Here is a 20,402-nt window from a genome sequence, read left to right as displayed (position 1 = left end):
TCCGCCTCACACGCGGAAGGTCGCTGGTTCGATCCCAGCTGGGACCACTCGATTCCCCTCGACAGATTGCCAGGTCGGGGGGATTTTGCGTATCCGATCGTTAGAACCTCGTCGACTGCCTCGGCCCGCGTACCGCGGAGACGCTCTTCGTGAGCCTCAGGCGGAACGTCCGGGTGGGCGAAGTATCGCGTGCTCCACTGGGCTGGTGGCGTGGGCGTTCTCGTTCGCACCGGGAGTCACGATCGAGGGATTCGTCTTCGACGTCGTTCGCCGGTGAGCGGGCTGTCTCCTTGGCCATCCGTCCAGTCGAGCGTCCTGTCGCTGCGAAGCTCCTCGAATCGGCAGCCGTCGACGTTCTTTGTTGCGCTGTGACCTGAGTCACATTATGGTAGCGGTTGCCTTTCTGGGAACCGGGAACCTTTCCACACCCTTTGCGAACTCTTTACTATCGTTTCGATCACTGTGTCACGGGGTCGCCTCCACCGACGGAGGAACGGCCCGAGCTTCGCCCGCCGCTCGCTTTCGATGCCAAGAACATGTTTGACCGATGAACCGGGGCCACCCCGGCGAAGGAGAAAATATGTCCACCGACACCGATTCCGCACCACGGACGTCGCCGCACGCACACCTCGCCGGTCGCCTGACCAGCGTCGGCCGTGCCGATCTACCTGCCTCGATCGTGGTTTTCCTGGTCGCGCTTCCCCTTTCGCTCGGTGTGGCGGTGGCCTCCGGCGCTCCGGTGGCGGCAGGACTCATCGCAGCCGTCGTCGGCGGTGTGGTGGCCGGATTGCTGGGTGGTTCCGCGATCCAGGTGAGCGGGCCCACCGCGAGCCTCACCGTGGTCGTCGCCGAGAGTGTGCACCAATTCGGCTGGGCGGCAACGTGCTTCATCACCGTCGGAGCGGGTGTGCTGCAGATCCTGTTCGGGCTGAGCCGGGTCGCGCGCGCCGCGCTGGCCATCGCCCCGGTGGTCGTGCACGGCATGCTGGCGGGCATCGGCGTGGTGATCGCGCTGCAACAGGTGCACGTGCTGCTCGGGGGCAGCTCGCTGAGTTCGTCGTTCGCCGCGCTGGTGGGGTTACCGCGGCAGCTTTTGTCGGTGCGCACCGGCGACCTGTGCGTGGGCCTGGTCGTCATCGGCATCCTGGTCGCTTGGCGCTTCGCGCCACGGCGGGTGCGCGTGCTCCCCGCACCGCTCGTCGCCGTGGTCACCGCCACGCTGCTGGCGCTCGTCCTGCCCACGCGGGTCGAGCACCTCGTGCTGAACGAGTCGTTGCTGGAGTCCCTGGGCCTGCCCGCCATCCCCTCCGGCGGCCCGGCGGCCGTCGCCTCGACCGTGATCACGATCGCGCTCATCGCCAGCGTCGAAAGCCTGCTGTCGGCGGTCGCGGTGGACAAGATGCGGCCTGGTCACCGCACCGATTTCGACCGGGAGCTGATCGGGCAGGGATCGGCCAACGTCGTCTCCGGCCTGCTCGGCGGCCTGCCGATCGCGGCCGTCATCGTGCGCAGCATCACCAACGCGAACGCAGGCGCTCACAGCAGGGCGGCGACCGTGCTGCACGGAGTCTGGATCCTGCTGTTCGCGGTGGCCCTGGCCGGCCTCGTGCGGCAGATCCCGACCGCCGCGCTGGCCGGACTGCTCATCTTCGTCGGCGCGCAGCTGATCAAGCTGGCGCACATCCGGCTGGCCAGGCGGGCCGGTGAAATGTACGTCTACCTGGCGACGGTGCTGGGTGTGGTGTTCCTGAATCTCTTGCAGGGCATGCTGATCGGTCTCGTGCTCGCGTTCGCGCTGCTGCTGTGGCGGGTGGTGCGCGTGCTGATCGTCGCGGCTCCCGTACCCGGCTCGCGCCGGTGGGTGGTCGCTATCGACGGCACGTGCACCTTCCTGGCCTTGCCGAAGCTCACCGCGGAACTGGCGAAGGTCCCGGCCGACGCCGAGGTGACCGTCGAGATGGCCGTCGACTTCCTGGACCACGCTACGCACGAGTTCCTCACCGAATGGGCTCGCGAGCGCGAAACGCACGGTAGTGCAGTGGAATTCGTCGAACTCGGCGGCGAAAGGATGGCAACCGCCTTGGCCGGACCGCCCGAGCGCGGGCACTTCAGGCAGGTCGTCGACCAGGTCATCGGACCGTGGCGGCGCACGGGCGACCGGGAGGACCGCATCGCGGCGGGCATCGCCGCCTACCACCGCGGCCACGCCCACCTGCTGCGCCCGCACCTGGACAAGTTGCGCCATCGGCACGACGCCGACTCGTTCTTCCTCACCTGTGCGGACGCCAGAATCGTGCCGAACGTCATCACCAACAGCGGCCCTGGCGACCTGTTCACCGTGCGCAACGTGGGCAATCTGGTGCCTACGCGCGGTGGGGACGTCTCGGTGGAGGCGGCGCTGATCTACGCGTTGGAGCGGCTGGACGTGCGCGCGGTCGTGGTCTGCGGCCACTCCGGCTGCGGTGCCATGGAGGCGCTGCATCGCGAGGTGCGGGCCGGGGCGGGGCTCGGCGACTGGCTGGCGCACGCCCGGCCGAGCCTGGAGCGCTACCGGCTGGGGCATCCGGTCGCCGCCGCGGCGGCCGTCGCGGGATTCGGCCCGGTGGATCAGCTGGGCATGGTGAACGTCGCCGTGCAGCTGGAGACGCTGCACGCGCACCCGGTCGTGCGCCGGGGGATCGAGGAGCGGGGCGTGGCGGTGTCGGGATTGTTCTTCGACCTCGCCACGGCCCGGGTGATCGAGGTCATGGCCGACGGCATCGCGGAGTTCGGCGACGAGCGGCGCGGTATCGCGGCGGAACCCGTCTGACCAGGCATTGTGCGGTGGATCATGCTGATGGACGACGACCGGATAGTGGGGAATCGCACACAATCGGCGAACTTCTCAGGCTTTGCTAAGTCTTTACCAATAGACTTGCACTCGTTTACATCTCGACTCATCGCTGTGTCGGGACTGCTTCACCGCGAGATGCCGGTTCGCGGTCTTGTGCCCTGCTGGACATGTTGATCGTCAACCGACCTCGGCGAAACAGCCGAGTCGGCGAAGGAGAGTCATGGCTATCGATCACGATTTGGCCCCGCCACCGTCGAAGCCCGCACCGGCGGGTTCGAGCCGCAGTTCCGGACCGCTGTCCGATCGCTTCACCGAAATCCTGCGCCACGATGTGCCCGCATCGATCGTTGTTTTCCTTGTCGCGCTGCCGCTTTCGCTCGGCATCGCGATCGCCTCCGGAGCCCCCGTCGCCGCCGGGCTCATCGCCGCCGTGATCGGCGGTGTCGTCGCCGCCAGCCTCGGTGGTTCGGTCCTGCAGGTGAGCGGCCCCGCCGCGGGCCTCACCGTCGTGGTCGCCGAGACGATCAATCAATTCGGTTGGCGCACAACGTGTTTCATCGTCTTCGCCGCCGGTGTGCTGCAAATCCTGCTCGGCCTGAGCCGCGTGGCCAGGGCGGCGCTCGCCGTGGCGCCCGTGGTGGTGCACGCGATGCTCGCCGGTATCGGCATCACCATCGCGCTGCAGCAGATCCATGTGCTGCTCGGCGGTTCCTCGCACAGCTCGGCCTGGCGGAACATCGTCGAGCTGCCCGGGCAGCTGTTGTCCCTGCACGGCGGTGGCACGCTGATCGGCGTGGTCGTGATCGCGATCATGCTCGGCTGGAAGTACCTGCCCGCCAGGGTCCGCGTCGTGCCGGGTCCGCTGGTCGCGGTGCTCGTGGGTACGGCGCTGTCGCTGGTGCTTCCGCTCGACGCGGTGCGCATCGTGCTGAACGGCTCGCTGTTCGACGCCATCGGCCTGCCCGCGCTGCCTCGCGGCGACTGGTCGGGTCTGGCGCTGGCAGTCGTCACCATCGCGTTGATCGCCAGCGTGGAGAGCCTGCTGTCCGCGGTGGCCGTGGACAAGATGCACTCGCGCAAGCGCACCGACTTCGACCGGGAACTGATCGGCCAAGGCTCGGCGAACGTGCTGTCCGGTCTGCTCGGCGGCCTGCCGGTCACCGGCGTGATCGTGCGTAGTGCCACCAACGTGCAGGCGGGCGCGCACAGCCGCGCCTCCGCGATCCTGCACGGGGTCTGGGTGCTGGTGTTCTCGGTGGCCCTGGTCTCCGTGGTGGAGCAGATCCCGAAGGCCGCGCTGGCCGGTCTGCTCATCGTGATCGGCATCCAATTGGTGAAGCTGGCCCACATCAAACTGGCGCGGCGCACCGGCGACCTGCTGGTCTACGCCGTGACGGTGCTCGGCGTGGTGTTCGCGAACCTGCTCGAGGGCGTGCTGATCGGTCTGGGCCTGGCCTTCGGCCTGCTGCTGTGGCGGGTGGTGCGCGTGGCGATCGAGGCCCGACAGGTACCCGGCACGCAGCGCTGGCTGGTCACCATCGACGGATCGGCCACCTTCCTCGCGCTGCCGAAACTGTCGGCGCAATTCGCGAAGATCCCTCCGGGAGCCGACGTCACGGTGGAGATGACCGTCGACTTCCTCGATCACGCGGCGTTCGAGGCCATCGAGGAATTCGCCCGCCAGCAGGTGAACCACGGCGGCAACGTCGATTTCGTGGAGATCGGCGGCGCCAGGATGGCCCACGCCGCGGCGCAGCCGCCCGCGCGCAGCTTCGCCCGCTCGGTCTGGGACGACATCCTCGGCCCTTGGCGGCGCGACGAGCGGCACGATAATCCGGTGGCGGCGGGTGTGGCGGCCTTCCACCGCAGCCACGCGCACGTCGTCCGGCCGCATCTGGACGAGTTGCGCGACACGCAGGACCCGGATTCGTTCTTCCTGACCTGCTCGGACTCGCGGATCGTGCCGAACATCATCACCAACAGCGGGCCGGGCGATCTGTTCACGGTGCGCAACGTGGGCAACCTGGCGCCCGCCGAGGGTGACGCGTCGGTGGAGGCCGCGCTGGTGTTCGCGCTCGAGCAGCTGAACGTCCGCTCGATCGTGGTCTGCGGGCATTCCTCGTGCGGTGCGATGAAGGCGTTGCACGCCGGGGCCCAGGTCCCCGGCGTGGACGCCTGGCTCGCCCATGCGCGACCGAGCCTGGAGCGGTTCCACGCGGGCCACCCGGTGGCGAGTGCCGCGCGGGAGGCCGGTTTCGGCGAGGTCGATCAGCTGGCCATGGTGAACGTCGCGGTGCAGCTCGAGTTGCTGCACCGGCACCCAGCGGTGCGCAAGGCGGTCGCCGAGCGCGGCGTCAAGGTGTCGGGCCTGTTCTTCGACATCGCCAGTGCCCGGGTGGTCGAGGTGACCGAGAACGGGATCGCGCACATCGATGACGCGGGCCATCAGCCCGCTCCCGAACTCGTCTGATCGGACGGGGATGGGTGATCCCGCCCGGGCGGCCTGCTCGGGCGGGGTCACCGTTGTCCGGGCGAGTGGGATCGCGATTCGCTGTGCCGGACCCTCGTACCCTGGGAAACGTGACGGCAGACCTCGAAACGAGCTCGGACGATCGGCCGACCCGCTGGCGCGCCTTCCGCGCCGGGCTCGAACGACGACCTACGCTGTACCTCGGCTACCGGATCGTGGTCGCGGTGGTCGGTGTAGCCGTGCTCGCGGCCGGTGTGCTCGCGATTCCCTATCCCGGTCCCGGCTGGGCGATCGTGTTCGCCGGGCTGGGCATCCTCGCCACCGAATTCGCTTGGGCGCACCGGGTCTTGACCTGGCTGCGGGACCGGTATCGGCAGTTGATGGACTGGTACTCCCGGCAAGGTCTGGCCGTGCAGGTGGCCGGGGCGGTCGGCACCGCCGCGCTGGTCGTGGCGACGCTGTGGGTGTTGGGAACCTTCGGGCTTGTGGGTAGTTGGATCGGAGTCGAATGGGAATGGCTGCGCAGCCCCCTGTAACGGTGACCACCGTTCCGGGGCGCATGCTCACCCAACCGGAATGGCTGGCCGCGCGTATCGCGGAGATGGGCCATTCCTGGGGGACCACGTCGCTGCGTATCGCGGGCACGCTGTGGTGGTGCATGGCCGCGTCCGCGCTGGTGGAGCAGATCGCGCGGGCGTACGCGCACGACGCGGACGCCCCCGAGGCCGCGCTGGACCGGCTGGAATGCGAAGTGCGCCCCGACGGCGGCATCGAACGGGTGCGCATCCCGGTGGACGGCGCCCGGGCTTCCGGTAGCGCATCGGCGCTGCGCGAGACGCTGGCGACCGTCATCCCGCCGGTCGCCCGGGTGTCGAGCGCAGGCGTCCCCGCGTTGTGGGCGATCGTGGCCGACGCGATCGGCAATCGGGCACTGGATGCCGGGTCGCCGGACGCGGGCGCACGGCTGGCCGCCGAGGTCGGCGGCAAACTTCCGGTTCCGCGTTTCGTCGAGATCGGCGGACGCACCTTCGTGCGGCGCATCTCCTGCTGCCTGGTGTTCGAGGTCCCCGGCTGCGAGATGTGCACCAGCTGCCCGAAACGTTCTGCCGCCGAACGCATCGCACTGCTCGCGGACCTGGCCGCCGAGGGCTGACCATCCGGCGCGCGACAACTCGACGGGAACGCCAGGAACTCCGGCGTCACCCGGAGAAAGACCCGAACGCAAATCTCGCGCCACCCGACCGCTACGGCCCAAAACCCGGAGGGGCGGGCCGAAGCGGCGGGACAGTAGCATGGTCGCGCCGGACGAACTTGCGATCGGCCACCATCCAGCGGGACCCCGCCCGCGCACGAGAAACGCCAAGGAGAGCGCAGCCGTGACCACCTCAGCCGCCATCAGCCCAGTCGCCCTCGTCCGGGTGCCGGCCGGGACGACGGCGGGCGCCGCGGTGCGCGAGGCCGGACTGTCCACCAAGGGGCCGGAGACCGTCGTCGTCGTCCGGCTGGACGGCGAACTCAAGGATCTGTCCTGGACCCCGGACGAGGACGTCGACGTGGAGCCGGTCGCGGCGAACACCCCCGACGGCCGCAACGTCATCCGGCACTCCGCCGCGCATGTGCTCGCCCAAGCGGTGCAGCAGGAATTCCCCGAGGCCAAGCTGGGCATCGGTCCCTACATCAAGGACGGGTTCTACTACGACTTCCGGGTCGAGCGGCCGTTCACCCCGGAGGATCTGGCCAAGCTGGAATCCCGGATGAAGAAGATCGTCAAGGGCGCGCAGCGTTTCTCCCGCCGGGTGGTCGAGGTCGACGAGGCCAGGGTCGAGCTGGCCGGTGAGCCGTTCAAACTGGAGCTGATCAGCGACAAGTCCGGGATCGATGATCCAGAGGTCATGGAGGTCGGCGGCAAAGAGCTGACCATCTACGACAATCTGGATCCGCGCACCGGCGAGAAGATCTGGGGCGATCTGTGCCGCGGCCCGCACATCCCGACCACCAAGTTCATCCCGGCCTTCAAACTGACCCGCAGCTCGGCCGCCTACTGGCGCGGTGACCAGAGCCGGGAGGACCTGCAGCGCGTCTACGGCACCGCGTGGGAGTCCCAGGAGGCGCTCGACGAGCACCTGCACCTGCTCGCCGAGGCGGAGCGCCGCGATCACCGCAAGCTCGGCCTGGAACTGGACCTGTTCAGCTTCCCCGACGAGCTCGGTTCCGGTCTCCCGGTGTTCCACCCCAAGGGCGGCATCATCCGCAAGGAACTGGAGGAGTACTCGCGCCGCAGGCACGTCGCGGCGGGCTACGAGTTCGTCAACACCCCGCACATCACCAAGGGCCACCTGTTCGAGGTCTCCGGCCACCTGGACTGGTACCGCGACGGCATGTTCCCCGCGATGCACCTGGACGCCGAACTCAACGAGGACGGCACGGTCCGCAAGCCCGGCCAGGACTACTACGTCAAGCCGATGAACTGCCCGATGCACAACCTGATCTTCCGTGCCCGCGGCCGGTCGTATCGGGAGCTGCCACTGCGGCTGTTCGAGTTCGGCTCGGTCTACCGCTACGAGAAGTCCGGCGTGGTGCACGGTCTGACCCGGGTGCGCGGCATGACTCAGGACGACGCGCACATCTACTGCACCAAAGAGCAGATGCACAGCGAACTGACCGACACGCTGCGGTTCGTGCTGGATCTGCTGAAGGACTACGGCCTCGACGACTTCTACCTCGAGCTGTCCACCAAGGACCCGAAGAAGTTCGTCGGTTCCGACGAGATCTGGGAGGAGGCCACCGAGACCTTGTCCAAGGTCGCCTCGGCCTCCGGTCTCGAGCTGGTACCCGATCCCGGCGGCGCCGCCTTCTACGGTCCGAAGATCTCCGTGCAGGCCAAGGACGCGCTGGGGCGCACCTGGCAGATGTCGACCATCCAGCTCGACTTCAACCTGCCCGAGCGCTTCGACCTGGAGTACACCGCGTCGGACGGCACCAAGCAGCGGCCGGTCATGATCCACCGCGCGCTGTTCGGGTCGATCGAGCGCTTCTTCGGTGTGCTCACCGAGCACTACGCGGGCGCGTTCCCGGCCTGGTTGTCTCCGGTGCAGGTCGTCGGCATCCCGGTCGCGGATACCTTTGCCCCGCACCTGGATCGGGTGATCGAACGGTTGCAGGACGAGGGCATCCGGGCACAGGTGGACCGCAGCGACGACCGGATGCAGAAGAAGATCTTCAACAACACCGCCCAGAAGGTGCCGTTCATGCTGCTCGCCGGTGAGCGCGACGTGAACGCGAACGCCGTGAGCTTCCGCTTCCGCGACGGTACCCAGGTCAACGGCGTGCCGGTCGACGACGCGGTGGCCACCATCGTCGCGTGGATCGCCCACCGGGAGAACGCGTCGCCGACGGCCGAGGGTTTCGAAATCCGATCAGCGAACAAGGGTGGGGCATGACCGAGCGGACGGTGCCGGAGGGGCTCGCGGATCTGGACGGGACCGCGACCTCGGCCGAGCCGGGCAGCATCGTGGACACCGGCGCCGGCGAACCGGATCGGCTGCAGCGCCTGTGGACGCCGTATCGCATGTCCTACATCGCGGAGGCGGCCACCGGTCCCAAGGATTCGACCGGCCACCCCTTCACCGACATCCCGAAGATGTCCGACGAGGACGGATTGGTCGTCGCCAGGGGCGAGTTGGTGTACGCCGTGCTCAACCTGTACCCGTACAACCCGGGACACATGATGGTGGTGCCGTACCGCAAGGTGGCGAACCTGGAGGATCTCACCGAGGCGGAGAGCGCCGAGTTGATGGCCTTCACCCAGCAGGCGATCCGGGTGATGAAGAAGGTGTCCCGGCCGCACGGCTTCAACGTGGGGCTGAATCTCGGCGGGGTGGCCGGTGGGTCGCTGGCCGACCACCTGCACCAGCACATCGTCCCGCGCTGGGGTGGCGACGCGAACTTCATCACGGTCATCGGCGGGGCGAAGGTGATGCCGCAACTGCTGCGGGAGACCAGGGCGCTGCTGTCGGCGGCCTGGAAGGAGGCGTAGATGAGCGACCGGGCGGGTCGGCCGTGCTGAGTTTCTTCGGCCGCGAGACGTTCGCCAAGGCGACTGCTCCACTGGGCCGCGCGCTGGTCGGCACCGGACTGACGCCGGACGCGATGACGCTGATCGGCACCACCGCCTCCATCGTCGCCGCGGTCACGCTCTTCCCGACCGGACACCTGTTCTGGGGAACCATGGTGATCTGGTTGTTCGTCATGTTCGACATGCTCGACGGGGCGATGGCGCGGGCACGCGGTGGCGGCACGAAGTACGGCGCGGTGCTGGACGCCACCTGTGACCGGCTGGCCGACGGGGCGATCTTCGGCGGGCTGGCCTGGTGGGCGGTCTTCCACGAGCAGCACAAGCCCTTGTTCGCCGCGACGCTGGTCGTCTTGGTGACCTCGCAGGTGATCTCCTATGCGAAGGCGCGCGCCGAGGCCAGTGGGCTGTCCGCGGACGGCGGCCTCATCGAGCGGCCGGACCGGCTGATCATCGTGCTGGTCGGCGCCGGATTCACCGGCATCGGTGGCTACTGGGGGATCGAATGGCTGACGTACGCCGTGCACGTGGCCATGTGGGTCCTCGCCGTGCTCAGCATCGTCACCGTGGTTCAGCGGGTGCTGGCCGTACGCAACTCGCCGGGAGCGCGCACCGTGATCCCGACCGGGCAGTCGCAGCGCCCTGGCGCGGGCACCGCCGACGCCTCGGGGCTTCCGACGTGACCTCACCCGATGCCGGGCGCGAACCGATCGACGGTGGCGTCCGGGTATCCGTCACGATGAATTGCGGACCTGCGGCTCGGGGGCTCGGATGACGATCGGGGAACAGCTCGGCGCCGCCGGATACGCGGCGGGCTGGCGACTGGTGCGTGCGCTGCCGGAGACGACGGCACGACGACTGTTCGAGTGGGGCGCCGACCGGGTCGCCCGTCGCGCCAATCGGGAATTCCACGCGGGCGGCGCGCCGAACCAGTTGCGGCGCAATCTGGCGCGCGTGCTCGGCGTGCTTCCCGCCGACGTGCCGGACGAACTGATCGTCGCCAGCATGCGGTCCTACGCGCGGTACTGGCGGGAGGCGTTCCGGCTGCCCACGATGGACCATGCAGCGATCGACTATGACGTCGGCGGGCTGGAGCATCTGGATGCCGCGATTGCGAGGGGCCGAGGCGTGCTCTTGGTGCTGCCGCATTCCGGCAACTGGGACATTGCGGGCGTCTGGCTGGTGCAGCACTACGGCGGCCCCACCACCGTGGCCGAGCGGCTGAAGCCGGAGTCGCTGTTCGAGCGGTTCGTCGCTTATCGGGAGAGCCTCGGCTTCGAGGTGATCCCGCTGACCGGCGGTGAGCAGCCGCCGTTCGGTCTGCTGGCGGCCCGACTGCGACAGAACAAGATCGTGTGCCTGCTGGGCGAACGCGACCTCACGGGCAAGGGCGTGCCCGTGCAGTTCTTCGGCGAGCGCACCTGGATGCCGGCGGGTGCGGCGAAACTGGCGATCGAGACCGGCGCGGCATTGCTGCCGGTGCACGCCTGGTTCGAGGTCGACGCCGATGGCCGAGAGGACTGGGGCCTGAAAGTCGAAGCGCCGCTGAATGTTTCCGATGGCGTGGCAGCGGCCACCCAGGCGTTGGCGGAAACTTTCGCGGCGAATATCGCCGAGCACCCCGCGGATTGGCACATGCTGCAACCATTGTGGGAGAGCGATCTCTCGCCGCAGCGGCGTGCCAGGATCGCCACCGCGCAGGCGAGCATCAAAGCCGAACAGGGGGACGTATCGCCATGAAGATCGGCATGGTCTGCCCCTATTCGTTCGACGTCCCCGGCGGGGTGCAGGCGCATGTGGTCGAACTGGCGCGAGTGTTCATCGAACGCGGGCACAAGGTGAGCGTCCTGGCGCCCGCGTCCGAGGGCACCCCGCTGCCGGAGTTCGTGGTGTCGGCGGGGCGCGCCGTGGCCATCCCGTACAACGGGTCGGTGGCGCGGCTGTCGTTCGGGCCCATGGCCTACACCAGGATCCGCCGGTGGATCGAGGGCAACGACTTCGACGTGCTGCACATCCACGAGCCGAACGCGCCGAGCCTGTCCATGCTCGCGCTGAAGATCGCCGAGGGCCCGATCGTGGCGACCTTCCACACCTCTACGACGAAATCGCTGGTGCTGAGCACTTTTCAGGGTGTGCTGCGGCCGTATCACGAGAAGATCTCCGGTCGTATCGCGGTGTCCGAGCTCGCGCGCCGCTGGCAGGTCGAGGCGCTCGGCTCGGACGCGGTGGAGATCCCCAACGGCGTCGACGTCCCTGCGTTCGCGCGCGCGCCGATGTTGCCGGGTTATCCGCGCCCCGGCGGGACGGTGCTGTTCCTGGGGCGCTACGACGAGCCGCGCAAGGGCATGGAGGTCCTGCTCGGCGCGCTGCCCGAGCTGGTGCGCGAACATCCCGACGTCGAGATCCTGATCGTCGGCCGCGGCGACGAGGACCGGTTGCGCCGGGAAGCGGGCGACCTGTCCGGCCACTTGCGTTTCCTCGGCCAGGTGTCCGACGAGGAAAAGGCTTCCGCGATGCGGAGCGCCGACGTGTACGTGGCGCCCAACCTGGGCGGCGAGAGCTTCGGCATCATCCTGATCGAGGCGATGGCGGCGGGCACCGCGGTCGTGGCCAGTGAATTGGACGCCTTCCGCCGGGTACTGCGGGACGGTTCGGCGGGCATGCTGGTCCCGGTCGGCGACTCGGCGGCGCTGGCCACCGCGCTGCATGCCGTACTCACCGATGAGGTGCGCAGGGAGGGGCTCGTGCACACCGCGACCCAGGTCGTCGGCGAGTACGACTGGCCGGTGGTGGCCGAACAGATCCTGCGCGTCTACGAGACGGTGACCGTGGGCGACACGAGAGTGCGGGCCGCCGGATGATCACCTTCTCCGCGACGACCGTTCTCGTCCTCGCGCTGATCGCGGCGGTTGTCGTCGCGATCGGTCTGTGGGCGTACTCCACCGCCAACCGGCTCGACCGGCTGCACGTGCGCTCGGATCAGTCCTGGCAGGCGCTCGACGCGGCGCTGGCCCGCCGGGCGGTGGTGGCCAGGTCGGTCGCCATGGCGATCGCGGGTCCGGTGTCCGATCCGGCTCTGTCGGAGCAGGCCGGACAACTGGCAGCGCTGGCGGACCGGGCCGAGCGCGCCGGTCGCGCCGAGCGCGAGACCGTGGAGAACCGCTTGTCCACCGCGCTGTCGGCGGTCGACATCGGCACGCTGCGCCCGCAACTCGTCGCCGAACTGGCCGACGCCGAGGCCAGGGTGCTGATCGCACGCCGCTTCCACAACGACGCTGTACGCGACACGCTGGCGCTGCGCACGCGCCGCCCGGTCCGCGTCCTGCACCTGGGGGGTACCGCGCCGCTGCCGTCCTACTTCGAGATCACCGAGCGCGCTACCCCGGCCGCGTCCACGGGCCTCGCGGTGGACACCATCCGCACCACCGCGCGGGTGGTGCTGTTCGACGAGAACGACCGGACTCTGCTGATGCGCGGCAACGATCCGAAGACGCCGCAGGTGTCGTTCTGGTTCACCGTCGGCGGCGGCGTGGAGCCGGGGGAGAGCCTGCGCGCGGCGGCGGTACGGGAACTGTACGAGGAGACCGGATATCGCGGGGATCCGGCCGCCCTGCGCGGTCCGATCTGGCGGCGGGTAGCGGTATTCCCCTTCAACGGGGAGCTGATCCGGAGCGAGGAGTTGTTCTTCGCCCTGCGGGTGCGTGGTTTCGACCCGCAACCGGCGAACCTGACCGCGATCGAACGCCGCTCCATCACCGGGCACCGATGGTGCACCGCCGCCGACATCGTCACGCTGGACCGCTCCGGCGAAACCGTCTACCCGTATCACCTGGACGAACTGCTGGCCGAAGCAGCTCAGGCCGCGTCGGGCACCGGCGATCCGGAGGTCCGCTCCATCCGCTGACCGGCCACGGAACACGTGTGATGTGTTTCACGATCGTGATAGCGTCGCGATGATCCAGGGCGCCGGAGGGTATTGCTGTCGGGGACGCATGTGCTTTCGGTGTCGTGGTCCCGCTGACGGCGGGGCTGTTCCTGTTCGGTTGTGGAGGTAGTTGGTTCATGTCGTACCTGCTGTTCGATTTCCTGTTGCCGCTGATCGGTCCCGCGGCCGCGGAGTACTGGGCGCAGTTGCTGGTGGTCGGCCCGCTGTGATCGGGCGCCCGGCGCGAACCGGGCAGGCCAGTGCGGCGCCGGGACGGCACTGCGGCCGAGCCTTCCCGGCGTAAGGCGCCATTACCGAGATCACACCAGGCCAGTGCACTCCAACTGGCTATCAAGTGGCCTTTTGCGCCCACCTAGAATCGTGGCGTTCGTATGCGAGTGATCGATTTGGCGCACATGCCTGGAGGAGTTTGCCGTGACCACCCCCGAGACCACCCAGACCGTCGGTACCGCCCGCGTGAAGCGCGGCATGGCCGAGATGCTCAAGGGTGGGGTGATCATGGATGTCGTCACGCCGGAGCAGGCCAAGATCGCCGAGGACGCCGGTGCGGTCGCGGTGATGGCGCTGGAACGGGTCCCCGCCGACATCCGTGCCCAGGGCGGGGTCTCCCGGATGAGCGACCCGGACATGATCGACGGCATCATCAACGCTGTCTCCATCCCGGTCATGGCGAAGGCACGCATCGGCCACTTCGTCGAGGCGCAGATCCTGCAGAGCCTCGGTGTCGACTACATCGATGAGTCCGAGGTGCTCACCCCCGCGGATTACGCCAACCACATCGACAAGTGGAACTTCACCGTGCCGTTCGTCTGCGGCGCCACCAACCTCGGCGAGGCGTTGCGCCGAATCACCGAGGGCGCGGCGATGATTCGCTCCAAGGGCGAGGCCGGTACCGGTGACGTGTCCAACGCGACCACGCACATGCGCAAGATCCGCCAGGAGATCCGTCGCCTGTCGTCGCTGCCCGAGGACGAGTTGTTCGTCGCGGCCAAGGAGTTGCAGGCGCCCTACGAGCTGGTCCGTGAGATCGCCGAGACGGGCAAGCTGCCTGTCGTGCTGTTCACCGCGGGCGGCATCGCCACTCCCGCCGACGCCGCGATGATGATGCAGCTCGGGGCCGAGGGTGTGTTCGTGGGGTCGGGCATCTTCAAGTCCGGCAACCCGGCGCAGCGTGCCGCCGCCATCGTCAAGGCCACCACGTTCTACGACGACCCGGACGTGCTGGCGAAGGTGTCGCGCGGGCTCGGCGAGGCCATGGTCGGCATCAATGTCGAAGAGATCGCCCAGCCGCACCGCCTGGCCGAGCGCGGCTGGTGAGCTCGGGCCGGTAGCGTCGGCCGCGTGGAGTTGCGGCAGCTGCGGTACTTCGTGGTTCTCGCGGAGGAATTGCACTTCCGCCGGGCCGCGGAGCGATTGTTCATCTCGACGCCGACGCTCAGCCAGCAGATCAAGGTGCTGGAGCGGGAGCTGGGCGGCCCCTTGCTGGTCCGGGAGCCGCGGGTGGAGCTGACGGCCGCGGGCGCGGTGCTGCTGCGCTCCGGTAGGAACGTGCTGCGCGCGATGGACGAGGCGATGCGCGAGACCAGGCGCGCTGCCGCCGCCGGTGCCCCGGTGCTGCGTCTCGGGCTGTTGAACGGCGTCCCGCCCTGGCTGCCCGCCCACATCGGCGGCCTGCTCACCGCCGTGCTGCCCGATGCCCGGATGGTGCTCACCGGTGGGACCACCGCCGATCAGGTGCGTTTTCTCGATGACGACGAAGTCGATCTCGCGTTGGTCCGCGCCCCGGTGGAGCTGCCCGAACGCTTCGCGCAACGTCCGGTTGCCCGCGAGGAGCTGGGCGTCGTGATGTCCGAGCGGCATCCGCTCGCCGGGGCGGCGGCGCCGCTGGACCCGGCCGAGCTGGATGGGCACGAGTTGATCTTGTTCTCCCGCGAATCCGCCGCGGGCCTGCATGATTCGCTGTTGCGTACGCTCGCCGACCACGGCGCGGCGGTACGGCTGAGCGACAGCGCGATGGGCCATGCGCAGATGCTGGCCGTGCTGCCGTCACGTCCCGACGCGATCGGGCTCAGCTCGTCGCGCGTAAACGGACTGTCCGGTCTGGTTTGGCGGCCGTTACGTGGCGCGCCCCTGCGGGTGACCTATGCGATCGCCTGGCGCGCGGCGGTGCGCGATCCGGCCGTCGCGGCGCTGCTCGCGGCACTGGCGTCCGAACTGTCGCCGGAATGAGCCCGCCGGTACCGCTTCCGATGCTAGGTTCACTTCTTACGGCGGCCAGAAGGTCGTCTCATGGTTCTCACAATCACGCTCAGTAGCTTCGCCATTCGATGGCCGTCCCGGCCATATCGCGCCCTATCACCGTCGGATCGATCCGAGCGCAAAGGACGAACAGTTGAAGCTTCTCAAGACCGGACGCATCGCAGCAGCGGGCCTGGCCCTTGTGGCCGCCCTCGGCCTGGCCGCCTGCGGCAGCGACGACAAGAGCGATTCGCACAACTCCACCCACACCACCACCGCCGCCGCTTCGGCGACCGCGAAGGTACCTGCCCCGCCCACCAAAGAAGAACTCAACGCCAACCTGCAGCGTGCGCTCGACCCCGCGGTGCCGAACGAGGAGAAGCTCGACCTCGTGCAGGGCATCGAGGCCGATCCGAGCCTGCCCAATCGCTTGGCCCAGGCGTTTCAGCAGGCCAACGCCACGGCAGTGGTCACGGGCGTCACCGCCTTCGGTGACACGGTCACCGCCCAGGCCACGTTCACCGTCAACGGGCAGGCGAACCAGGTCGACGTTCCGTTCGTCCTCGAAGACGGCAAGTGGAAGGTCCAGAAGGCCTGGGCCTGCCAGGCGCTGGCCAACCTGAACCAGCAGTCCCCGGCCTGCACCGCGTGATGACGGGAGCCGGCCCGGCGCGCGGGCGGTGACGTTCGTTTCGTCGTGACCGGCGTCGGCTCCACCCACCGCGGTCCGTGCACCGAATCGGTCCACGGCCTGCGGTGTTAGCCCGTGCCTAAGGCGTATTCGACAGTGCGACATGGACACTCGACCGCGGCGATGGTCGGGTGGAGTCATGACAGCAAGCAGCACAACACCCGAACGCGTCGTCATCGTGGGCGGCAGCTCCGGCATGGGACTCGCGCTGGCGGCATCGCTGATCGATACGGGCGCGCAGGTCACCATCGCGGGCCGTTCCGCCGAACGGCTCGCCGCGGCGGAGCGCATCTTGTCCGTGGGGCCGGGCACGGTGCGCTCGGTGGTCGCGGACATCACCCGCGAAGCCGACCTCGAGCGTTTGTTCGCCGAATCGGAGCCGGTCGATCATGTCGTCACCACCGCCGCCGATGTCACCGGCGCCTATCAGCAGCTGGATCGGTTCGACGCCGACCTGGCTCGGAACCTCGTTTCCGCCAAATTGATCGGCCCCATGCTGCTCGCCAAGCACGCCCGGGTCGTACCGGGCGGCTCGGTGACGTTCACTTCCGGCGTCGCGGCGTATCGGCCCGCGCCGGGCGGCGCCATGGTGGCGGCGGTCAACGGCGCGCTCGCCTCGCTGGCCTACGCGCTGGCCCTGGAGCTCGGCCCGGTCCGCGTCAACGTGGTCTCGCCGGGGTGGGTCGACACACCGATCTGGGACACCATCGCCGGGCCCGCGAAAACCGAACGCCACCAGCAGCTCGCCGCACGCCTGCCCGTCGGGCGCATCGGCCGCCCTTCCGATATCGCGCAGGCGATGCTGGGCGTGATGCGCAATCCCTTCATCACCGGCACGGTCCTGCACGTGGACGGCGGGCATCGGCTGGTCTGACCGCTGGGCGGCGGGAAACCCATATGGCTACGCGGTTATGCGCATCTGATCATGGGATTGTGCCTCACCACAGAAGCCGAGCTCGAGCGGTAATCGACAAGGACCCGGGAACCTAGTCGGCCCGGTCCTGGTCGACTCGAAGCGCCGGACGATCCGGGTGGTCCCAGCGCACGAAGAAGGTCGGCGTGTAGGGGTTATCGGCATCGTGCCGCAGCAGGGCCGGGATGGTCCATTGCGCCTCGGGCGGGGTGCGGCGGCGGAGCGCGGCCTCGGACAGCTCCAGTCGGAGGATCAGGTCGGCGTCGAGGTGGCGGCCCGCGAGCATCGGGCCCGCGACGACAACGGTGGTCGCGGGCGGCGCCGTGCGGATCGCGGCGCGCGCGGAGCGGTCGGCGGCTTCATCCCACAACGCGGGCAGCCACCGGCCGTGCTCGCGCAGCGCCTCCACGACTTCGCGGCGCAGCGCGGCGTAGTCGAACCACGCGGTGCGATAGGACATCTCGTCGGTGCGGCCGAACTCCATGCGCAGCGAGGCGGGACGCACGTAGTCATGCAAGGAGACCACGTGGGCCGACCGGCCCGCGTCGCGCAGCGCCTCCACGATCCGGTCGGCGAGCGCCACCGGCTGTGCGGCGTCCGCGCCGTCGACGGCGATCACCGTGTGTGCGGTCGCGGTCAGCACGGGCTGGATCACCTGCGTGACGAGGGCGTCGGGCGTGATGGGCAGGAAGCGCGGCACCCATCCATCTCAGCAAAGTGCGACGGCCGGTGCGGCGTGGGCGTAGCCAGGCGTTCACCGGCGGCCGAACGGCGACGCCGGGAGCGGCCGGGATAATCTCTGCGCATGGCGACAATCGAAGAGGCGCTGGAAATAGAGCGGCTGGAGCGGGACATCTTCCGTGGCGCGTCCACCAAGACCCAGCTCGCGCGCACGTTCGGCGGCCAGGTTGCCGGCCAGGCGCTCGTGTCCGCGGTCCGGACGGTGGAACCGCGATTTCAGGTGCACTCCCTGCACGGCTATTTCCTCCGTCCGGGTAATCCGCAGGAGCCGACGGTCTACCAGGTCGAGCGCATCCGGGACGGGCGGTCGTTCTGCACCCGCCGGGTGACCGGCATCCAGGACGGCGCCGCGATATTCACCATGTCGGCCTCGTTCCACGTCGGCGACGAGGGGCCCGAGCATCAAGATGTCATGCCCGATGTCCCGATGCCGGAGGATCTGCCCGACGCCAGCACCACGATGACGCCAGAACGGCTATGGGCGATGCGGGAGTGGGAACACTGGGACATACGCATGGTCCCGCACGAGAACGTGTCCCGCCGCGATGGTGTGGTCTCCCAGCAGCAGGTGTGGTTCCGCTACCGGCACCTGCTGCCCGACGATCCGCTGGTGCACGTGTGCACCCTCGCCTACATGAGCGATATGACGCTGCTGGGTTCCTCGAAGGTCATCCATCCCGACGAGCCGACCCAGAATGCCTCGCTCGACCACGCGATGTGGTTCCTGCGCCCGTTCCGCGCCGACGAATGGCTGCTCTACGACCAGTCCTCGCCGTCAGCGGCTTTCGGCCGGGGGCTGACCGGCGGCAAGATCTTCACCCGAGAAGGCACGCTGGTCGCGGCCGTGGTGCAGGAAGGCCTCATCCGCAGGCTGCGGGAGGACTGACCCGGCGGGCCATCGCGACGCGGATGCGGCCGACCGTGAGCGGGCCCACATCGGTACGGCTCGTAAGCTTTCCGGCGTGAACGCTTCCTCGGTCACCGCACCCGCCGCCGACACCGGACAGGCGCGGTCCCGTCCCATGATCGGCGTGCTCGCGCTGCAAGGCGACGTCCGGGAGCACGTCGCCGCGCTCGCGCACTGCGGCGCCGAGCCGGTGCTGGTCCGGCGCGAGGCGGAGCTCGCGGCCGTGGACGCGCTCGTGCTGCCCGGTGGCGAGTCGACCGCGATCAGCAAGCTGCTGCAGGCCTTCGACCTGCTGGAGCCGCTGCGCGCGCGGCTGCGCGACGGTATGCCCGCGTTCGGTTCCTGTGCGGGCATGATCCTGCTCGCCTCGGAGGTGCTCGACACCCGCCCGGACGCCCAGCATCTGTCCGGCATCGATATGACGGTGCGGCGCAACGCGTTCGGCCGTCAGGTCGACTCGTTCGAAACCGACCTGCCGTTCTCCGGCCTGACCGACGGTCCGGTGCGAGCGGTGTTCATCCGCGCACCGTGGGTCGAGCGGGCGGGTGCGGGCGTCGAGGTGCTGGCCACGGTGCCGGATGGCCCCGCCGCGGGCCGGATCGTCGCGGTGCGGCAGGGCAACGTCCTGGCGACGTCGTTCCATCCCGAGGTCACCGGCGATCTGCGGGTGCACCGCATGTTCGTGGAGATCGTCCGTTCGGCCGCCGCGTAGTCGGGGCCGCTCTGTACGGCCGTGGTGGAGGCCCGAGTAGGCTGGAGAAGTTGTCCGCCCGGCGGTGCCGGTACCGTACACACCACCAGACGTGCCACCGACCTGAAGGAAGTAGGGAATGAGCGGCCACTCCAAATGGGCCACCACCAAGCACAAGAAGGCTGCGATCGACGCGAAGCGCGGCAAGCTGTTCGCGAAGTTGATCAAGAACATCGAGGTGGCGGCCCGGACCGGTGGCGGTGACCCGGAAGGCAACCCGACGCTGTACGACGCCATCCAGAAGGCGAAGAAGTCGTCGGTCCCCAACGACAACATCGAGCGCGCCCGCAAGCGCGGCGGCGGCGAGGAAGCCGGCGGCGCCGACTGGCAGACGATCATGTACGAGGGCTACGGTCCCAACGGCGTCGCCGTGCTGATCGAGTGCCTCACCGACAATCGCAACCGGGCCGCGGGCGAGGTGCGGGTCGCGATGACGCGCAACGGCGGCAACATGGCCGACCCTGGCTCGGTGGCCTACCTGTTCCATCGCAAGGGCATCGTCACCCTGGAGAAGAACGGGCTGTCCGAGGACGACGTGTTGCTGGCCGTGCTCGACGCGGGCGCCGAGGAGGTCAACGATCTCGGCGAGTCGTTCGAGATCGTCAGCGAGCCGGGCGATCTGATCGCGGTCCGCTCCGCGCTGCAGGGCGCCGGTATCGACTACGACTCCGCCGAATCCGGCTTCCAGCCGTCGGTGTCGGTCGCGGTGGACGTCGACGGCGCCCGCAAGGTGATCAAACTCGTGGATGCCCTCGAGGACAGCGACGACGTGCAGAACGTCTACACCAACGTCGACATCCCGGACGACGTGCTCGCCGAGCTCGAGGACTAGTCGATCGA

18 protein-coding genes are annotated in these 20,402 nt (G+C 68.9%); 17 read left to right on the top strand and 1 reads right to left on the bottom strand.

The annotated features are described in order from the left end of the window. The first annotated feature begins 580 nt into the window (after nt 1-580). The 14 genes from ACL03I_RS14425 to ACL03I_RS14360 all read left to right on the top strand — a co-directional run bounded on the left by ACL03I_RS14425 (nt 581) and on the right by ACL03I_RS14360 (nt 17,124). Nucleotides 581-2,809 carry a SulP family inorganic anion transporter gene (locus ACL03I_RS14425; RefSeq protein ID WP_412806183.1) on the top strand — a complete coding sequence of 743 codons (2,229 nt, stop codon included), beginning with the start codon at nt 581-583 and terminating at the stop codon, nt 2,807-2,809. Between the two features lie 244 nt (nt 2,810-3,053). Then, on the top strand, nt 3,054-5,303 hold the full coding sequence (locus tag ACL03I_RS14420; protein WP_412806182.1) for a solute carrier family 23 protein: 2,250 nt from the start codon (nt 3,054-3,056) through the stop codon (nt 5,301-5,303). 110 nt (nt 5,304-5,413) lie between these two features. Then, nucleotides 5,414-5,839 carry a TIGR02611 family protein gene (locus tag ACL03I_RS14415; RefSeq protein WP_355070436.1) on the top strand — a complete coding sequence of 142 codons (426 nt, stop codon included), beginning with the start codon at nt 5,414-5,416 and terminating at the stop codon, nt 5,837-5,839. A 2-nt stretch (nt 5,840-5,841) separates the two neighbouring features. Beyond that, nucleotides 5,842-6,456: a (2Fe-2S)-binding protein gene (locus ACL03I_RS14410; RefSeq protein WP_364425941.1), complete on the top strand. Its 615-nt coding sequence runs from the start codon at nt 5,842-5,844 to the stop codon at nt 6,454-6,456. A gap of 223 nt (nt 6,457-6,679) precedes the next feature. Continuing rightward, complete coding sequence (thrS, locus tag ACL03I_RS14405) at nt 6,680-8,743, top strand: threonine--tRNA ligase (RefSeq protein WP_355070439.1); 2,064 nt, start codon at nt 6,680-6,682, stop codon at nt 8,741-8,743. Further along, nucleotides 8,740-9,339: an ATP adenylyltransferase gene (locus ACL03I_RS14400; protein WP_355070441.1), complete on the top strand. Its 600-nt coding sequence runs from the start codon at nt 8,740-8,742 to the stop codon at nt 9,337-9,339. The genes thrS and ACL03I_RS14400 overlap by 4 nt, the downstream gene beginning before the upstream one ends. A 23-nt stretch (nt 9,340-9,362) precedes the next feature. Next, on the top strand, nt 9,363-10,058 hold the full coding sequence (gene pgsA, locus ACL03I_RS14395) for a phosphatidylinositol phosphate synthase (RefSeq protein ID WP_412806181.1): 696 nt from the start codon (nt 9,363-9,365) through the stop codon (nt 10,056-10,058). A gap of 88 nt (nt 10,059-10,146) precedes the next feature. Beyond that, nucleotides 10,147-11,115 carry a phosphatidylinositol mannoside acyltransferase gene (locus ACL03I_RS14390; RefSeq protein ID WP_412806180.1) on the top strand — a complete coding sequence of 323 codons (969 nt, stop codon included), beginning with the start codon at nt 10,147-10,149 and terminating at the stop codon, nt 11,113-11,115. Beyond that, entirely contained in the window at nt 11,112-12,236 is a 1,125-nt protein-coding gene (locus ACL03I_RS14385; protein ID WP_355070447.1) for a glycosyltransferase family 4 protein, read from the top strand. The genes ACL03I_RS14390 and ACL03I_RS14385 overlap by 4 nt, the downstream gene beginning before the upstream one ends. Continuing rightward, nucleotides 12,236-13,279 carry an NUDIX hydrolase gene (locus ACL03I_RS14380; RefSeq protein WP_355071036.1) on the top strand — a complete coding sequence of 348 codons (1,044 nt, stop codon included), beginning with the start codon at nt 12,236-12,238 and terminating at the stop codon, nt 13,277-13,279. Before ACL03I_RS14385 ends, ACL03I_RS14380 begins: the two co-directional genes overlap by 1 nt. A gap of 456 nt (nt 13,280-13,735) precedes the next feature. Next, the gene (gene pdxS / locus ACL03I_RS14375) at nt 13,736-14,638 is read left to right on the top strand and encodes a pyridoxal 5'-phosphate synthase lyase subunit PdxS (protein ID WP_195042546.1); all 903 of its coding nucleotides are present in this window, start codon (nt 13,736-13,738) and stop codon (nt 14,636-14,638) included. A gap of 24 nt (nt 14,639-14,662) precedes the next feature. After that, the gene (locus ACL03I_RS14370; RefSeq protein WP_412806179.1) at nt 14,663-15,550 is read left to right on the top strand and encodes a LysR family transcriptional regulator; all 888 of its coding nucleotides are present in this window, start codon (nt 14,663-14,665) and stop codon (nt 15,548-15,550) included. A 163-nt stretch (nt 15,551-15,713) separates the two neighbouring features. Next, the gene (locus tag ACL03I_RS14365) at nt 15,714-16,211 is read left to right on the top strand and encodes a WKL family lipoprotein (RefSeq protein ID WP_355070451.1); all 498 of its coding nucleotides are present in this window, start codon (nt 15,714-15,716) and stop codon (nt 16,209-16,211) included. A 178-nt stretch (nt 16,212-16,389) separates the two neighbouring features. Then, a complete protein-coding gene (locus tag ACL03I_RS14360) occupies nt 16,390-17,124 on the top strand; it encodes an SDR family oxidoreductase (RefSeq protein ID WP_355070453.1) in 735 nt (244 codons plus the stop codon). Between the two features lie 112 nt (nt 17,125-17,236). Here the strand turns inward: ACL03I_RS14360 and ACL03I_RS14355 are convergent, their stop codons facing one another. Then, the gene (locus tag ACL03I_RS14355) at nt 17,237-17,863 is read right to left on the bottom strand and encodes a nucleoside/nucleotide kinase family protein (RefSeq protein ID WP_412806178.1); all 627 of its coding nucleotides are present in this window, start codon (nt 17,861-17,863) and stop codon (nt 17,237-17,239) included. A gap of 105 nt (nt 17,864-17,968) precedes the next feature. On the opposite strand from ACL03I_RS14355, the gene ACL03I_RS14350 reads away from it, so the two are divergent. The 3 genes from ACL03I_RS14350 to ACL03I_RS14340 all read left to right on the top strand — a co-directional run bounded on the left by ACL03I_RS14350 (nt 17,969) and on the right by ACL03I_RS14340 (nt 20,394). Beyond that, complete coding sequence (locus tag ACL03I_RS14350) at nt 17,969-18,790, top strand: acyl-CoA thioesterase (protein ID WP_355070457.1); 822 nt, start codon at nt 17,969-17,971, stop codon at nt 18,788-18,790. A gap of 136 nt (nt 18,791-18,926) precedes the next feature. After that, nucleotides 18,927-19,523 (top strand): pyridoxal 5'-phosphate synthase glutaminase subunit PdxT, encoded by a 597-nt coding sequence (pdxT, locus tag ACL03I_RS14345; RefSeq protein ID WP_356962455.1) that lies wholly within the window; start codon nt 18,927-18,929, stop codon nt 19,521-19,523. Nucleotides 19,524-19,641: 118 nt separating this feature from the next. Next, nucleotides 19,642-20,394, top strand: coding sequence for a YebC/PmpR family DNA-binding transcriptional regulator (locus ACL03I_RS14340; protein WP_355070459.1), 753 nt, complete (start codon nt 19,642-19,644; stop codon nt 20,392-20,394). Nucleotides 20,395-20,402 lie beyond the last annotated feature (8 nt).

The sequence above is a fragment of the Nocardia sichangensis genome (assembly GCF_047200615.1).
Classification (GTDB): Bacteria; Actinomycetota; Actinomycetes; order Mycobacteriales; family Mycobacteriaceae; genus Nocardia; species Nocardia sichangensis.
Note: the sequence above shows the minus strand (reverse complement) of the source record. Positions and strands in the feature narration are given on the sequence as shown.

Excerpts from the sequence above, each read along its gene's own strand:
- ACL03I_RS14350 (WP_355070457.1), top strand. The coding sequence starts at position 17,969 with ATGGCGACAATCGAAGAGGCGCTGGAAATAGAGCGGCTGGAGCGGGAC.
- ACL03I_RS14340 (WP_355070459.1), top strand. The coding sequence starts at position 19,642 with ATGAGCGGCCACTCCAAATGGGCCACCACCAAGCACAAGAAGGCTGCG.
- ACL03I_RS14390 (WP_412806180.1), top strand. The coding sequence starts at position 10,147 with ATGACGATCGGGGAACAGCTCGGCGCCGCCGGATACGCGGCGGGCTGG.
- ACL03I_RS14425 (WP_412806183.1), top strand. The coding sequence starts at position 581 with ATGTCCACCGACACCGATTCCGCACCACGGACGTCGCCGCACGCACAC.
- pdxT (WP_356962455.1), top strand. The coding sequence starts at position 18,927 with ATGATCGGCGTGCTCGCGCTGCAAGGCGACGTCCGGGAGCACGTCGCC.
- ACL03I_RS14360 (WP_355070453.1), top strand. The coding sequence starts at position 16,390 with ATGACAGCAAGCAGCACAACACCCGAACGCGTCGTCATCGTGGGCGGC.
- ACL03I_RS14385 (WP_355070447.1), top strand. The coding sequence starts at position 11,112 with ATGAAGATCGGCATGGTCTGCCCCTATTCGTTCGACGTCCCCGGCGGG.
- ACL03I_RS14420 (WP_412806182.1), top strand. The coding sequence starts at position 3,054 with ATGGCTATCGATCACGATTTGGCCCCGCCACCGTCGAAGCCCGCACCG.
- ACL03I_RS14400 (WP_355070441.1), top strand. The coding sequence starts at position 8,740 with ATGACCGAGCGGACGGTGCCGGAGGGGCTCGCGGATCTGGACGGGACC.